The 15,569-nt window shown below is 68.0% G+C and carries 12 protein-coding genes; 7 read left to right on the top strand and 5 right to left on the bottom strand.

Translation table 11 applies throughout. The annotated features are described in order from the left end of the window. Positions 1 to 3: 3 nt before the first annotated feature. Positions 4 to 975: a M56 family metallopeptidase gene (locus AC5RVZ_RS21120; protein ID WP_494067640.1), complete on the top strand. Its 972-nt coding sequence runs from the start codon at positions 4 to 6 to the stop codon at positions 973 to 975. On the opposite strand, the gene AC5RVZ_RS21115 is transcribed toward AC5RVZ_RS21120, so the two are convergent. After that, the gene (locus AC5RVZ_RS21115) at positions 972 to 3,083 is read right to left on the bottom strand and encodes a DNA gyrase/topoisomerase IV subunit B (RefSeq protein ID WP_493999502.1); all 2,112 of its coding nucleotides are present in this window, start codon (positions 3,081 to 3,083) and stop codon (positions 972 to 974) included. The two genes, AC5RVZ_RS21120 and AC5RVZ_RS21115, sit on opposite strands and share 4 nt — an antisense overlap. A gap of 250 nt (positions 3,084 to 3,333) precedes the next feature. Here AC5RVZ_RS21115 and AC5RVZ_RS21110 point away from each other — a divergent pair, with 250 nt between their 5' ends. After that, positions 3,334 to 3,555: a DUF7455 domain-containing protein gene (locus AC5RVZ_RS21110; RefSeq protein WP_493999501.1), complete on the top strand. Its 222-nt coding sequence runs from the start codon at positions 3,334 to 3,336 to the stop codon at positions 3,553 to 3,555. Positions 3,556 to 3,837: 282 nt separating this feature from the next. Here AC5RVZ_RS21110 and AC5RVZ_RS21105 read toward each other — a convergent pair whose 3' ends face one another. From AC5RVZ_RS21105 to AC5RVZ_RS21090, 4 genes are all read right to left on the bottom strand, one after another. Beyond that, positions 3,838 to 5,112, bottom strand: coding sequence for an RNA polymerase sigma factor (locus AC5RVZ_RS21105; protein ID WP_494067639.1), 1,275 nt, complete (start codon positions 5,110 to 5,112; stop codon positions 3,838 to 3,840). Between the two features lie 251 nt (positions 5,113 to 5,363). Next, entirely contained in the window at positions 5,364 to 6,650 is a 1,287-nt protein-coding gene (locus AC5RVZ_RS21100) for a DUF4192 domain-containing protein (protein ID WP_494067638.1), read from the bottom strand. Between the two features lie 117 nt (positions 6,651 to 6,767). Beyond that, positions 6,768 to 8,123: an MFS transporter gene (locus AC5RVZ_RS21095; protein WP_494067637.1), complete on the bottom strand. Its 1,356-nt coding sequence runs from the start codon at positions 8,121 to 8,123 to the stop codon at positions 6,768 to 6,770. A 33-nt stretch (positions 8,124 to 8,156) separates the two neighbouring features. Beyond that, positions 8,157 to 9,095: a proteasome assembly chaperone family protein gene (locus AC5RVZ_RS21090; protein WP_494001242.1), complete on the bottom strand. Its 939-nt coding sequence runs from the start codon at positions 9,093 to 9,095 to the stop codon at positions 8,157 to 8,159. 312 nt (positions 9,096 to 9,407) lie between these two features. On the opposite strand from AC5RVZ_RS21090, the gene AC5RVZ_RS21085 reads away from it, so the two are divergent. From AC5RVZ_RS21085 to AC5RVZ_RS21065, 5 genes are all read left to right on the top strand, one after another. Further along, positions 9,408 to 10,931 (top strand): leucyl aminopeptidase, encoded by a 1,524-nt coding sequence (locus AC5RVZ_RS21085; protein WP_494067636.1) that lies wholly within the window; start codon positions 9,408 to 9,410, stop codon positions 10,929 to 10,931. Positions 10,932 to 11,112: 181 nt separating this feature from the next. Then, the gene (gene lpdA, locus AC5RVZ_RS21080; RefSeq protein WP_494067635.1) at positions 11,113 to 12,495 is read left to right on the top strand and encodes a dihydrolipoyl dehydrogenase; all 1,383 of its coding nucleotides are present in this window, start codon (positions 11,113 to 11,115) and stop codon (positions 12,493 to 12,495) included. A 110-nt stretch (positions 12,496 to 12,605) separates the two neighbouring features. Then, the gene (gene sucB / locus AC5RVZ_RS21075) at positions 12,606 to 14,405 is read left to right on the top strand and encodes a 2-oxoglutarate dehydrogenase, E2 component, dihydrolipoamide succinyltransferase (protein WP_494067634.1); all 1,800 of its coding nucleotides are present in this window, start codon (positions 12,606 to 12,608) and stop codon (positions 14,403 to 14,405) included. Positions 14,406 to 14,580: 175 nt separating this feature from the next. Further along, on the top strand, positions 14,581 to 14,931 hold the full coding sequence (locus tag AC5RVZ_RS21070; RefSeq protein ID WP_494067633.1) for a hypothetical protein: 351 nt from the start codon (positions 14,581 to 14,583) through the stop codon (positions 14,929 to 14,931). Positions 14,932 to 15,102: 171 nt separating this feature from the next. Further along, positions 15,103 to 15,534: an OsmC family peroxiredoxin gene (locus tag AC5RVZ_RS21065; protein WP_493987444.1), complete on the top strand. Its 432-nt coding sequence runs from the start codon at positions 15,103 to 15,105 to the stop codon at positions 15,532 to 15,534. The last annotated feature ends 35 nt before the right edge of the window (positions 15,535 to 15,569 follow it).

Raw genomic sequence — 15,569 nt, 5'->3', positions numbered from 1 at the left:
TGAATGTTCCTGGCCTCCTACCTGCTGGCCGCCATGGCGGTCATTTTGGCGTGGCCTGCCCCCATCCTGCTCTCGCGGGCACGTTGGACGGCCCGCAGTCCCGGGACGGCGCTGGTGCTCTGGCAGGCCATCGCCCTGGCCGGCGGCCTGTCCATGATCGGCGCCATGCTGACGTGGGGCTTGGAACCGCTGGGAGACCACCTGCTGGCCGGCCTCCGGGGCCTGACCGGCCTTCTGCTGGACGACAGTCCTGACACCGGCCTGGACCTGGTGCACGTGTTCGCGCTCAGCGCCGCCCTGCTGCTGACCGTGCACCTGGTCTTCACGCTGCTGCTGACCTACTACAAGATCCGCAAACAGCGCGGCCGGCACCGCGACCTGCTGAATCTGCTCAGCTCCCCGTCCGAAGACTCCCCGCGCACCTTGGTGATCAACCATCCGGCGCCGGTGGCGTACTGCCTGCCCGGCGGCGGCGGCTCCGTCACGGTGCTCTCGAACGGCCTGCTCGAGTTGCTCTCGCCGGACGAACTGCACGCCGTCATGACGCACGAAAAGGCGCACCTGGAACAGCGCCACGACCTGCTGCTGTGGGCCTTCGCCGCCTGGCGGGCGGCCCTGCCCTGGCTCCCCACCTCCAAGCTGGCCCGGACGGCGGTGAACGAGCTGATCGAGATGCTCGCGGACGACCATGCCCTGAAGACGTCGGCCCGCGAGACGCTGGTGCGTGCGATCGCCGTCGTCGCCGCCGGTGAGCGGCCGGCGACGGCAGGCCCGGCCGCCGGCCTGGGCGACCCGGCGAAGGGTTTGCTCGGCGCCGCCGAGGCGGAGTCCTTTGTCACCGCGCACCGGCTCCGGCGGCTGCTCTCCCCTGTTCCGGCCCTCGGCCGGGCGGCCCGGTCCGCGGTACTGCTGGCCGCGGCGTTGCTGCTGGCAGTGCCGACCGTCCTGCTGGTGGCACCCGGGCTGGCCCCCTAGGCGTCGATCCGTTCCCGGTCCAGCATGGAGGCGCCGGCCACGATGAACTCCTTGCGCGGCGCCACGTCGGAGCCCATCAGCAGGTCGAAGGAACGCTCGGCCGCTTCGGCATCCTCGATCCGCACCCTGCGCAGCGTTCGGTGGCGGGGCTCCATGGTGGTCTCGGCCAGCTGGTCGGCGTCCATCTCGCCCAGGCCCTTGTAGCGCTGGATCGGCTCCTTGTACTTCCGGCCGTCCTTCTCCAGGGTGGCGAGCAGTTTGTGAAGCTCGTTCTCCGAATAGGTGTACACGACCTCGTTGGCCTTGGAGCCCGGATTGATGATCTCCACCCGATGCAGCGGGGGCACCGCGGCGTACACGCGGCCGGCGTCGACCAGGGGGCGCATGTAGCGGAAGAAGAGCGTGAGCAGCAGCGTGCGGATGTGCGCGCCGTCGACGTCGGCGTCCGTCATGAGGACGACCTTGCCGTAGCGGGCCGCGTCCAGCTGGAAGCTGCGCCCTGACCCGGCGCCCACCACCTGGATGATGGCCGCGCATTCGGCGTTGGAGAGCATGTCGCCCACCGACGCCTTCTGCACGTTGAGGATCTTGCCGCGGATCGGCAGCAGCGCCTGGTGGTCGGATGAGCGGGCCAGCCGTGCCGTGCCCAACGCGCTGTCGCCCTCGACGATGAACAGCTCGGAGCGTTCGACTTCGCTGGTGCGGCAGTCGATCAGCTTTGCCGGCATGGAGGACGTCTCCAGCGCATTCTTGCGCCGCTGCGTCTCCTTGTGGACGCGGGCCGAGATGCGGGACTTCATCTCGCTGACGACCTTTTCCAGCAGCAGCGCGGATTGGGCCTTGTCCCCGCGGTTCGAGGACCCCAGCTTGGCGGCCAGCTCCTTTTCCACCACGCGGGACACGATGGCGCGGACGGCGGAGGTGCCCAGGATCTCCTTGGTCTGGCCTTCGAACTGCGGCTCGGCCAGGCGCACGGTGAGCACCGCGGTGAGTCCCGCGAAGACGTCGTCCTTCTCGATCTTGTCGCTGCCGGCCTTCAGCTTGCGGGCGTTCGCCTCGATCACCTTCCGGAAGGTTTTCAACAGCGCCTGTTCGAAGCCGGCCTGGTGCGTGCCGCCCTTGGGGGTGGCAATGATGTTCACGTAGGAACGGACCGTGGTGTCGTAGCCAATGCCCCAGCGCAGGGCGACGTCCACGTGGCAGTCGCGGTCGACCTCGGCGATCTTGCTGTGCCCGTTTTCGTCGAGTACCGGAACGGTTTCCTTGAACTTGCCGGAGCCGTGGAAGCGCCAGACATCCGTGACGGCGCTGTCGTTGGCCAGGTATTCGACGAACTCGGCGATGCCGCCGTCGTGGTGGAACACTTCCTCGATCGGGCCGTTCTCGCCGGCGGTGCCGGCCAACCTGCGCTCGTCGCGCAGCGTGATCTTCAGCCCCGGAACCAGGAACGAGGTTTGCCGCGCCCGGTTCTGCAGCTCTTCGTAGGAAAACTTGGCGTCCGGGGTGAAAATCTGCCGGTCGCCCCAGTACCTGATGCGCGTTCCGGTCACGCCGCGCTTGGCGGTGCCGACCACTTCCAGTTTGGAGCCCGTGACGAACGGCTCGAACGCGGACTCCGGGCCCGGCCCCCTGCCGGTGTCGATGAACTTGCCCGGCTCGCCGCGGCGGAAGGACATTTGGTAGGTCTTGCCGCCGCGGTCCACCTGGACATCCAGGCGGGAGGACAGGGCGTTGACCACGCTGGCGCCGACGCCGTGCAGGCCGCCGGAGGCCGTGTAGGAGCCGCCGCCGAACTTGCCGCCGGCGTGCAGCTTGGTGAACACCACTTCGACGCCGCTCAAGCCGGTCTTTGGTTCGATGTCCACCGGGATGCCGCGGCCGTCGTCGTGGATCTCCACCGAGCCGTCCGGGTGCAGCGTGATCTTGATGCTCTGCCCGTACCCGGCCAGCGCCTCGTCGACGGAGTTGTCGATGATTTCCCAGAGGCAGTGCATCAACCCGCGGGAATCCGTGGACCCGATGTACATGCCCGGCCTCTTGCGGACGGCTTCCAGCCCTTCCAGGACGGAAAGATGGCGTGCTGTGTACTCAGACTTCGTTGGCGCCACGTGTACGAGTGCTCCTTGGCAGACAGAACTGCGGTCCTTGGCCGCGGTCCGCCGCGAATAACGGACCGTTACTAGGCTAATCCCCTTTGCGGGCGGGCTTGCGCACCGCGCCGGGGCGCATGCCGGCATGTGACGCAGCTCCCGGCTGTTACCCACACGTGATACGCGGTGAGCGAAAGTGACCCCATCTTGCGAAGATTTCCGGGCTTCGGATGGTTCTATGGATAGACGCACTCGTAAGGAGGTCATCATGACGACAGCAGTAGCCCCCCGTGAACTGACCGCATTGGATCGATGCGACCGGTGTGGTGCCCAAGCCTATGTACGGGTTGTCCTGGCCTCCTCCGGCGGCGAACTCCTCTTCTGCGGGCACCATGCCCGTCAGCATGAGCCGCAGCTTCGCTCCAAGGCCTCGGAATGGCAGGACGAAACCAGCCGGTTGACCGAAAAGGCCGGCGCCGCCGCCGAATAGGTTTCCCCGGGAACGGCTGCAGCGGCAGCCCGTTCCCGGTGCGGTCCGTCAGGTCCGCCCGGTTCCCGGTCCAAGGGCGCCGTTCCCCGCAGGGGGAACGGCGCCCTTTGCGTTTCCGAGAGCCTTTCCGTCGGGGCACCCGCGTACCTGACGCCGCAACGCGGGACCCCTTCCCCTCCCCTGCTCCCGCCGGCTAAAGCAGCAGGGCCGGCCCCTTGCCGGTGGCCGGTTAACGCAACAGGGCCGGCCCCTTGCGGGTGCCGGCCCTGCTGCGCAGTCGGATCAGTCCAGGTAGTCGCGGAGTACCTGCGACCGCGACGGGTGCCGCAGCTTGGACATGGTCTTGGATTCGATCTGGCGGATGCGCTCCCGCGTGACGCCGTAGACCTTGCCGATTTCGTCTAAAGTCTTCGGCTGGCCGTCGGTGAGTCCGAAGCGCATGGCCACCACGCCGGCTTCGCGCTCGGACAGCGTGTCCAGCACCGAGTGGAGTTGTTCCTGCAGCAGGGTGAAGCTGACCGCGTCGGCGGGAACCACGGCTTCGGAGTCTTCGATCAGGTCGCCGAACTCCGAGTCGCCGTCTTCGCCCAGCGGCGTGTGCAGCGAGATCGGCTCCCGGCCGTACTTCTGGACCTCGACGACCTTTTCCGGTGTCATGTCCAGTTCCTTGGCCAGCTCCTCGGGAGTAGGCTCGCGGCCCAGGTCCTGGAGCATCTGGCGCTGCACGCGGGCCAGCTTGTTAATGACTTCCACCATGTGCACCGGGATGCGGATGGTGCGGGCCTGGTCCGCCATGGCGCGGGTGATGGCCTGCCGGATCCACCAGGTCGCGTAGGTGGAGAACTTGAAGCCCTTGGTGTAGTCGAATTTCTCGACGGCGCGGATGAGGCCCAGGTTGCCTTCCTGGATCAGATCCAGGAACAACATGCCGCGGCCGGTGTAGCGCTTGGCCAGCGAGACCACCAGGCGGAGGTTGGCTTCCAGCAGGTGGTTCTTGGCGCGCTTGCCGTCGTGGACAATCTGCTCCAGGTCGCGCCGCAGGCGCGTCTCCATGGTGCCGTCGTCCTTGGCCAGCTTCTCTTCGGCGAAGAGACCGGCCTCGATCCGCAGCGCGAGGTCGACTTCCTGCTCGGCGTTCAGCAGGGCGACCTTGCCGATCTGCTTCAGGTAGTCCTTGACGGGGTCGGCGGTGGCGCCGGCCGAGACCACCTGCTGGGCGGGGGCGTCGTCGTCGTCGGCGTCGGAGTAAACAAACCCGGACCCGGTCTCGCCTTCCTTGCCCTTCTTGGCGCCGGCTTCCTCGGTGGCTTCTACATCTTCCTCCGTGGGCTCCGGCTCAACCTCGGGATCCTCGTCGACTTCTTCTGTAGCCAGCTCGGCGGTGTTCGCCTCATCCTTCTTGGCGGCGGCACCGGGCTTGCGGCCGCGCCGTTTGGGAGCAGCTTCCGCCGCTGCCGCTGACTGGGCGCCCGCGCGCTTGGTCGTCGCGGACTTTTTCGGAGCGGAGGCAGCAGTCTCCTCATCGGGAGCTGCAGCAGTCTTCTTGTCCGGTGACACAGAGAACCTTTCGTACGGCGGTCTGTGGCGCTACCTGCGGGTAACACCACTATGACCCTGTCAAGTCCGTGAATGAATTCAAACCAAGCCACGGACGCAGGGTCTGCATGGCATAACCTGATCCGCGGCGGCGGTATTCCCGCAGGAACTACCGCTGTTTGAAACACGAACCCAACCGGGTCTCGGTTCCCATTGTCTCACGATTCAGACCGCCGGATGAACTGATTTTCGACCCCCCGCGGACGCCGCGGTCATGCGGTCAGGTGCCTCCGGCCCGGCCAGGCCGTCTCCCGCCGGCGCGCCCACACCGGCAGCATTCCGCTGTCCGCCAGTTCCCGCACTAGTTCCGCCAGCCGGTAGCCGGGCCATTCGCGAAGGCATGCTTCGGCCCGTTGATGCGCATGCGTACCGCGCCCCCGGGCCCATTCGATCCAGGCATGCAGCGTGCCGGCGGCAGCGCGGGAGGGCCCCGTTCCGACCGCGTGCAGGCGGGAGAGCAGGTGTGCCGTGGCGTCCACGCGATCCCAGTCCGGAGCGTGGGGCGACTCGCCGATCAGGATTTTGGACCAGCCCCGCGCTGCCGCAGGATCGCCGGACTCGGGCAACGGAACGGCGGGCGGCGCGGCTCCCGCCGCCCGGTCCGCGTCATCGAGGAGGCCGGACGCCTCGGCCCAGAGGAACGCCGTCTCGGGACTGCTGCAGGCGAAGATGGCGACACCGTCCCGTACCGCGTTGTCGGTCAGGCTCGCCAGCAGGAAGGCCTGCGCTTCGGCCGTGAGGGTTCCGGCTTGGTGCGCTGCCAGGGAATGCTCCCAGCGGCGGAGGGTGTGGAAGTAGAAGGCCGCATGGGTCCACCCTCCCGCGGTTTCCGCGGCCAGCCGGTCCGCCTCCAGCTGTATCCCGGCCGCCACGTCGGGTGCCACGTCGGGTGCCGCGGACGCTGCCGGCGGCGGTGCGGCGGCTGCCCCCGTCTTCCGGCCGGATGCGGCGGCCGCGTAGGGTGCGCCGGAGGTTGCGGCCCGTGGGACGGCCACGGCCTCCGCTGCGGATGCCGCATAGGTGCTGCCGCTGTAGACGAGTTCGGCGTTCAGGGCACTGTCCCGGATCTGTGACACCGGACGCCCGGGCAGCGGACAGCATTCGGTGTCGCCGCAATAAAGCTCGCGCCAATGCCGTGGGCCAACCGTCCAGCCCGCGCGGACCGGCAGCCCGGCGGCGGACAGGGAACGGCCGAGGGCGGCCACGAGCCGGGCATGGGGCGGCCGCTCCGGCGAACGCCAGGGGTGGTCCGTGTACAGGATGAGCAGCGCGGAGTCGGCGTCCTCATCGGAGCGCAGATAGTCCGCCGCTGCTTCGGCAAACAGTTCGAGGTGGCAGCCGTCCCCGCTGGCGGGGAGGTCCAGGCGGAGGGTCGCGCCCAAACGGCCTTGGGACAGGGCCAGCAGCACCACGCTGTCGGCGGGAAGGAATCCCAGCGCATGCGGCACGAAACCGAGAATGTCGACGGAGCGGCGGGCGGTGAACTTCTTCTTCTCCATGACAGGAGCCTTCCGCCGCTGCCTGCCCGGCGGCCAGCCGAGGGGGCTCCCCTGTGGACAAGTGCCCTGCAGAAGCCCAGGTGGAGGGAAGGTGCTCAACCGTGGAGGGAGGGTTGCTTACCCGCCCCGGGTTCCGCCGTTCCCCCTGCGTTCCCGGATCCGTTGGCGCCGCCGGCGGCGCTCCCGTGCCAGCGCGTCACGCAGCGGCGGCACGGTGATCCCGCCGTGCGACATCCGGGTACGTACGCGTTTGCGCACGGCCAGCATCGCCAGCGTGCCCGCGATCAGGAAGAGGAACTGGAGGCTGAAGGCCAGCTTGAACGAGTCCAGCGCGTACAGGTCGCCCTGCGAGAACCCGCTGGCCAGCAGGGCATCGAGCACCACGCCCATGCCGAGCATCACCAGCAGCGCCGAGATGAAGCCGCCGACGTTGACAATTCCGGTGGCCGTTCCGGCGCGGCTGAGCGGATTGAAGGTCCGGGCGAAGTCGAAGCCGATCATGGAACCCGGGCCGCCGACCGCCACGGCCATGACCAGCAGCAGAAGCAGCCAGAACGGTGCCGGGCCCGGGTAAACCAGCACGCACAGCCAGGCGGCCGACATGGCCCCGACGATCAGCAGGACCATCGTGGAGCGCCGCAGGGGATGCCGGCCCACCCAGCGGCCCAGCAACGGGCCGGCGACGAAGGAGGTCATGACCGCTGCCGTCATCAGCACCGAGGCTTCCGTCGGCGTCAGGCCCTGGGCGGACACCAGGAATGGGTAGCCCCACATGAGCATGAACACGTTCGCGGGGAACTGGACCGTGAAATGGGTCCACAGTCCCAGTCGCGTTCCCGGTTCCCGCCACGCTTCGGCCAGCGACGCGCCGGTCTGGCGCAGGGTCGGCTGCGGGGCCGTCCGCCGGGGGCCGGGCTCGTTGCGGACCACCGCGAGGGCAAGGACAAAGGCCACCGCGGAGAGCGCGGCAACAGAGAGGAAAGCCGGCGTCCAACCCGCAAGGTTAAGGATGGCCACGAACGGGATGACGCTGATCAGTTGGCCGATCTGGCCCAGCTGGCCGGTCAACTGGGTCAGCAACGGGATGTGCTTGCCGCTGAACCAACTGGGCAGCAGCCGCAGCACGGACACGAAGGTCATCGCGTCGCCGGCACCGACGAGGACGCGTCCGGCCAGCCCTTCGGGGACGGAGGACGCGAAGGCCAGGGCGGTTTGCCCGGCCAGCATCAGCACGGCCCCTCCGGCCACCATCAGCCGGGGCCCGTATTTGTCCACCATGAGGCCGACGGGGATCTGCAGCCCCGCGTACACCACCAGTTGAACCACGGTGAACGTCGACAACGCGGCGGCGGTGGCGTCAAAGCGCTCGGTGGCCTGCAGGCCTGCTACGCCGAAGGTCGTCCGCTGGGTGATCGCCACCAAATAGGCGAATATCCCGCTCCCCCACACCCACCAAGCACGCCGCGAATCCATTGCTCCATCTTGCCCACGGCCCGGGGCGCGGGACTAATCGGCGTCGCCGGGCCCCGCGGAGGCTCCTTCGGCGCCGTCGTCGTCGGTGGCGGGCTGGGTGGCCAGGAAGGCCTCCACTGCCGCGCCGATCTCGTCGGCGTCGGGAAGCTCTTCGTTGTCCTTGACCAGCAGCGAGCGGCGCTCTTCGTGCCCCGCGTACTCGTCGTACCGCTCTTCCAGCCGGCCGACCACCCGCTGGACGTCCGCAGAGTCCTGTACCTGCCGGTCGATTTGGCTCTCGACCTCGCGTCCGGTCTCGCGCAGCCGGTCTGTGGGCAACGTCAGCGAGGTGGCGGCGCCGATGTACTCCAGCGCCGCGACGGCGGCCGGCGGGTACTGGGCGTCGGACAGGTAGTGGGGCACATGGATGGAATAGCCGACGACGTCACGCCCGGCCTCCGCGAGGCGCATTTCCAGCAGCGGGCCGATGCCGGCCTGCAGCTCCGCCTGGGGTTTCCAACTGGTGATCCCGTCGATCAGGTCCTGCCGCGAGCCGTGGACGGTGACGCCGATCGGGCGGGTGTGGGGTACCGGCATGGGAAGCGACTGGACCCACGCGACCAGCCGCGTCTGGAGCCGGTTCGCCACCCAGACGACCGCCCGGGAGAACCGCTCCCATTGGTAGTCCGGTTCGGGGCCGGTCAACAGCAGGAACGGCGTGCCGAGCCCGTCGACCAGCCGGTACAGCTCGATGGCGGGGGCTTCGTAGTCGGTGAAACGGTCGCCGGCGAAGGTGATGCGGGGCCGCCTGCTGCGGTAGTCCACCAGTTGGTCGGCGTCGAAAGAGACGACCAGCTGTGCGTCGAGCTCGTCGAGCAACTCGTCGCCGATCTGTTCCACCACGTGGCCGGCTTCGGCAGCACCGGTGAATCCCATGACGAGATCAAGCCCGCGCAGCGCAGGCGAGTCGAATAACTCCGCGTTGGTCGACATCAGCGACCGTGGATCCAGCAATGTGCCCTCCGTTCCGGCATCGTGTTTCCCTGCCGTGCATGGCTCTCTCGCAATGTTCAGCGCCCCGGCGGGCGGAAAAATTCCTGCCCGCGGACCGGGACAGCGCGTGCGCGGCACCGCATCCGGAGCCGGAGAGACTACGATCGACAGGTGCAGGCCCTGTTCCGGCCAACCTTTCAAAGGCTCATTCCTGCTGGAACTACTGTAGACACAACGGTAAGCAACCGGTGAACGGCGGCGGGCACTACCCGTCCGGCCGGCCGGCTGTAGGAGAAGTTAGGACAGATCTGCGTGATCCCCACGACCGAGCTCAAGCTCAGCGCCATTGCCAAAGATGTCAAAAAGGCCAAGTCAGCCGCCCTCGTCATTGCGGTCGGGCAGGACGGAGACGGTCCGGTCCTGCTGGAGAATCCGCTGCCGGCCAAGGCGTCGAAAACGCTGCAGGACTCCCTTCCGCTGCTCGGCGTCACCGGCGCGGCCGACGAGGTACACCGGCTGCCGGGGCTGCCCGGGGCCGGGGCGGACGTGGTGGTGCTGGCCGGCGTCGGGAAGCTGCTCCCCGGGCAGGCGTTGACGGAAGAAACCCTGCGCCGCACCGCCGGCTCGGCGGTGCGTCAACTGGCAGGGGTCCGCTCGGTGGCCCTCGGCCTGCCGGCCGGAACAGTCGCCGAAGCGGCGGCCGTCGCCGAAGGCGCCGCCCTGGGCGCCTATGACTTCAGCGATCACCGCACCCGGGCGGCCGGGGCCCGCGGCCCGGTGGCGGAAGCCACCGTCATCACGCCGGTTGCCGGCGACAAGGAACTGGCGAAGGCACTCAAGCGGGCCTCGGTGCTGGGACGGGCGGTCAACGCGACGCGCTCCCTGGTCAACCAGCCGCCGAGCCACCTGTACCCGGAGTCGTTCGCCGAGGCGGCCACCCAGATGGCCCGGAACCTGCCGGTCAAGGTCACCGTCCTGGACGAGGCCCGGCTGGCGAAAGACGGTTACGGGGGCCTGACCGGTGTCGGCAAGGGATCCAGCCGCCCGCCCCGCCTGGTCAAGGTGGAATACGCGCCGGTCCGGGCCAAGGCGAAGCTCGCCTTCGTGGGCAAGGGCATCACCTTCGACTCCGGCGGCCTCTCGCTCAAGCCCGCCACCGGCATGATGACCATGAAGTGCGACATGGCAGGCGCGGCCGTGGTGCTGAACGCCGTCCTGGCGATCGCCGAGCTGGGACTGCCGGTGAAGGCCACGGCGTGGCTTTGCCTGGCGGAGAACATGCCGTCCGGCACCGCGTCCCGGCCCTCCGACGTCTTAACCATGTACGGCGGCAAGACGGTGGAAGTGTTGAACACCGACGCCGAAGGCCGGCTGGTCATGGCCGACGGACTGGCCGCCGCCAGCGAGGAACATCCCGACGTCCTGTTGGACGTCGCCACCCTGACGGGTGCGCAGATGGTCGCGCTGGGAAGCCGGGTGGCCGCGGTCATGGGCGAAGAACCCGTGCGTGATGCCGTCAAGGCCGCCGCCGACCGGGCGGGGGAACTGTTCTGGCCGATGCCGCTGCCGGAGGAACTTCGTCCCAGCCTGGACTCGCAGGTGGCAGACCTGTCCAACATGGGCGACAAGTACGGCGGCATGCTGACGGCCGCGATCTTCCTGCGCGAGTTCGTGGGCGAATCCGGCGGCGCGCGCATCCCGTGGGCCCACCTGGACATCGCCGGCCCGGCCTTCAACGAAGGATCTCCGCACGGCTACACCCCGAAGGAGGGCACCGGCGTCGCCGTCCGCACGCTGGTGGCCTATGCCGAGGATGTAGTGGCCCGCAGCTCCTAAAGGCCCGCGCCCCGCGGCACGCCCGCGTGAATCCGCACACAATCCGGCCTGTTGGGGCCGTCACCAACTAGATGATGGTATGCGGGAGGGCTAAGGTGAGACCCAACCAACTTCGTTCGTCAACCCCAATCAACTCATCGACGTGTCACCACACGTTGCGAACACGCGAGGGAGCGTTCACGTGGCCGATTCGGCAACAGCGCAAGAATTCGACATCCTGATCCTCGGCGGCGGCAGCGGCGGTTATGCCGCTGCCCTCCGCGCCGTGCAGCTGGGCTTCAGCGTCGGTCTGGTGGAAAAGGGCAAGCTCGGCGGCACCTGCCTGCACAACGGCTGCATCCCCACCAAGGCGCTGTTGCATTCGGCCGAGCTGGCCGACCATGCCAAGGACGCCGCGAAGTACGGCGTGAACGTGAGCCTCGATTCCATCGACATGGCCGCCGTCAATGCCTACAAGGACGGTGTCATCGCCGGGAAGTTCAAGGGCCTGACCGGCCTGGTCAAGTCCAAGGGCATCACCGTCATCGAAGGCGAAGGCAAGCTCGTCGGCAAGGACACCATCGAGGTCGGCGGCACCGCCTACAAGGGCAAGAACATCGTCCTGGCCACCGGCTCCTACTCCAAGACCCTCCCCGGCCTGGAAATCGGCGGCAAGGTCATCACGTCCGACCATGCCCTGAAGATGGACACCCTGCCCAAGAGCGCCGTGGTGCTCGGCGGCGGCGTCATCGGCGTCGAGTTCGCCTCGGTATGGAACTCGTTCGGCGTTGACGTCACCATCGTCGAGGGCCTGCCCTCGCTGGTGCCCAACGAGGACCCGGCCATCATCAAGCAGCTGGAGCGCGCGTTCAAGAAGCGCGGCATCAAGTTCAACACCGGCGTTTTCTTCGAAAAGGTGGAACAGAACGACGACGGCGTGGTGGTCACCCTCGCCGACGGCAAGACGTTCCAGGCCGACCTGATGCTGGTTGCCGTCGGGCGCGGACCGAGCACCGCAGGCCTGGGCTTCGAGGAAGCCGGCCTCACGGTTGACCGCGGCTTCGTGATCACCAACGAGCGGCTGCACACCGGTGTCGGCAACATCTACGCCGTCGGCGACATTGTTCCCGGCGTCCAGCTGGCCCACCGCGGATTCCAGCAGGGCATCTTCGTGGCCGAGGAGATTGCCGGCAACAAGCCGGCCCTCATCGAAGACATCAACATCCCGAAGGTCACCTACTGCGATCCGGAGATTGCCTCCGTCGGCCTCAGCCAGCCGCAGGCCGAGGAGAAGTTCGGCAAGGACAACGTGGAGACCGTCGAGTACAACCTGGCCGGCAACGGCAAGAGCTCGATCCTGGGCACCAGCGGCATGATCAAGATGGTCCGCGAAAAGGACGGCCCCATTGTGGGCATGCACATGATCGGCGGCCGCATCGGCGAGCAGATCGGCGAGGCGCAGCTGATCGTCAGCTGGGAAGCCTACCCGGAGGACGTCGCGGCGCTCATCCACGCGCACCCCACGCAGAACGAGGCCCTCGGCGAGGCCGCCATGGCGCTGGCCGGCCGCCCGCTGCACGGCTAACAAGCCCTCCCTGGTGCACCCGTCCCCGCGGGGCGGGTGCACTAGGCTCAAGACAAGACTCGATGTACCGGCCAGGCCGGAAAATAGACTCAAAGGAGAACGGGCACCACATGTCTGAAACCGTGAACTTGCCCGCCCTCGGTGAAAGCGTCACCGAAGGCACTGTGACCCGCTGGCTGAAACAGGTCGGCGACCGGGTCGAAGTCGACGAACCCCTGCTCGAGGTTTCCACCGACAAGGTCGACACCGAGATCCCCTCTCCGGTAGCCGGTGTGATCGAAGAGATCCTGGTCGCCGAGGACGAAACCGCCGACGTCGGAGCCCCGCTGGTGCGCATTGGCGACGGTTCCGGCTCCGGCGAGGCCGCCGAAGAAACGCCGGCGACGCAGCAGGAGGCTGAAGCCCCCCAGCAGGAAGCCCCCGCCGAGGAGGCACCGAAGCAGGAGGAGCCGCGGCAGGAAGCCCCCGCCGAGGAAGCTCCGGCCGAGGAGGCCCCGGCCGCCGGTTCCGGCGAGGGCACCGAGGTAACCCTCCCGGCCCTGGGCGAAAGCGTGACCGAGGGAACGGTCACCCGCTGGCTGAAGCAGGTGGGCGACACAGTCGAGGTCGATGAGCCGCTGCTCGAGGTCTCCACCGACAAGGTAGACACGGAGATCCCGTCCCCGGTGGCCGGCACGGTCCAGGAGATCAAGGTCGCCGAGGATGAGACCGCCGAGGTCGGTTCGGTGCTGGCCATCATCGGCACCGGTGCCGGCCCCGCCAAGGCCGAGCCGAAGGAAGCCGAGCCGGTGGCCGCCGCGCCTGCCGAGGAACGCGAAGCCCCGGTGGCGGAGCCTTCCGCCGAACAGCCGACCGCTGAAGCTCCCAAGGCCGAAGCTCCCAAGGCCGAAGCTCCCAAGGCCGAGGCCCCCAAGGCCGAGGCTCCCAAGGCCGAGGCTCCGGAGGCGGCAGCCCCCCAGGCAGCACCGGCCGCCGCCGAGCCCGCCGCGGGCCCGGACGCCGGCTACGTCACCCCGCTGGTCCGCAAGCTGGCCAACCAGCACGGCGTGGACCTGTCCGCCGTCAAGGGCACCGGCGTGGGCGGACGGATCCGCAAGCAGGACGTGCTGGAGGCGGCCGAATCCGCCAAGCCGGCCGCAGCACCGGCAGCCGCCGCGAAGGCTCCGGCGGACGCCGCGGCCTCGGCCAAGCGCGGCACGGTCGAGAAGGCACCGCGGATCCGCCAGGTGATCGCCCGCCGGATGCGCGAATCGCTGGACGCTTCCACCCAGCTCACCCAGGTCCACGAGGTCGACATGACCAAGGTGGCCAAGCTGCGCGAGCGTGCCAAGAAGTCCTTCCAGGAGCAGAACGGCGTCAAGCTGACGTACCTGCCCTTCATCGCCAAGGCCGTCGCGGAGGCGCTCAAGCAGCATCCGAAGCTGAACGCCGAGTACGACGAGGAAAAGCAGGAGATCACCTACCACAACGCCGAGCACCTGGCGATTGCGGTGGACACCGACAAGGGCCTGCTGGTCCCGGTGATCAACGACGCCGGCAGCCTGAACCTGGCCGGCTTGGCGGGCAAGATTGCCGATGTTGCCGCACGTACCCGCAGCAACAAGATCGCTCCCGACGAGCTCTCCGGCGGTACCTTCTCGATCACCAACATCGGCAGCGTCGGCGCCCTGTTCGACACGCCGATCATCAACCAGCCGCAGGTGGGAATCCTCGGGACCGGCGCCATCGTCAAGCGGCCCATGGTTGTCCAGGATGAGAACGGCGACGATTCGATCGCCATCCGCTCGATGATGTACCTGTCCCTGACCTACGACCACCGTCTGGTCGACGGCGCGGATGCCGGCCGCTTCCTGCAGACACTGCGGGCGCGTCTGGAAGCCGGACAGTTCGAGGCGGACCTGGGCCTCTAGCCCGGCCTGCCCCGCGCGACGCACGGATGAGCGGCGGGCTGCGTTCCCAGTGGACGCAGCCCGCCGCTGTGCTTTGCCCCCTGGCCCGCCGGCCGCTACTACGTCAGGTAGAAATACCCGTCCCGCCGCGGCATGGCGCGGATCTGCGTGCCTCCCCGGCCGATAAGCTGGGCCTATGGACATCCTTTACAGCATTTTCGTCTTCCTGCACATCGTCGGTGCAGCCATGATCGTCGGCATCTGGATCGGCAACATGAAGAAGCCCACCGTCCACCCCCGCCAGTTCGACGGCGCGGCCCTCCAGCTCATTACCGGCGTCATCATGATGGGCCTGATTCCGGCCCTGGCCATGGACGCCGACTATGTGAAGCTGACCATCAAGCTGGTCATCGGGCTCGTCGTGGGCGTCCTCGCGTTCATCGGCCGCCGCAAGTACAAGGCCGGCGAACCGATTTCCACCGGTCTGGCCCACTCGGTGGGCGGCCTGGCGCTGCTGAACGTCGCCATCGCGACCCTCTGGAACTGACCTTACAAATTTGCACGCTGCGGCCGGCCCCGCCCCGGGCCGGCCGCGGTGGCTTTAACCGGTGCCGCCGGACAGTCCGGCGCAACTCCCCTAGGATGAGGAAGACGGCACCGGCCGCCTTTGGCCGGGACCGGCGGAAAACGCATCCTGTACATCGACCAAGGAGGACATATGGCTACAACACGTTCTGCCAGCACCGAGTGGAACGGCGACCTGTTTAGCGGCGCCGGCCAGACTACGTTCGAAACGTCCGGGATCGGCACCTACGATGTCACCTGGAAGGCACGTGCGGACCAGTCCGAAGGAAAGACCAGCCCCGAAGAACTGCTGGCTGCCGCCCACGCCACCTGCTACTCGATGCAGTTCAGCAACATGCTTAAGGAAAACGGGACCACCGCCGAGAGCATTAAGACCTCGGCGGCCGTGGATTTCGTGCCGGGCACCGGCATTACCGAGATTCGCCTGACCGTGAACGCGACCGTCCCCGGGATCAGCGAGGACGACTTCCAGCGCCTGGCCTCCGGGGCCAAGGACACCTGTCCTGTTTCCGGCGCCCTGGCCTCCGTGCCGAGCATCACGATTGATGCCACCCTGGCCGGCTAGCACTCCAGTCTTCGTCGAAGAACCCCGGGCACCTT

It is taken from the genome of Arthrobacter sp. Cza30, from assembly GCF_059090765.1.
The sequence above is the reverse complement of the archived record's forward strand: the minus strand, read 5'-3'. Positions and strand labels throughout refer to the sequence as shown.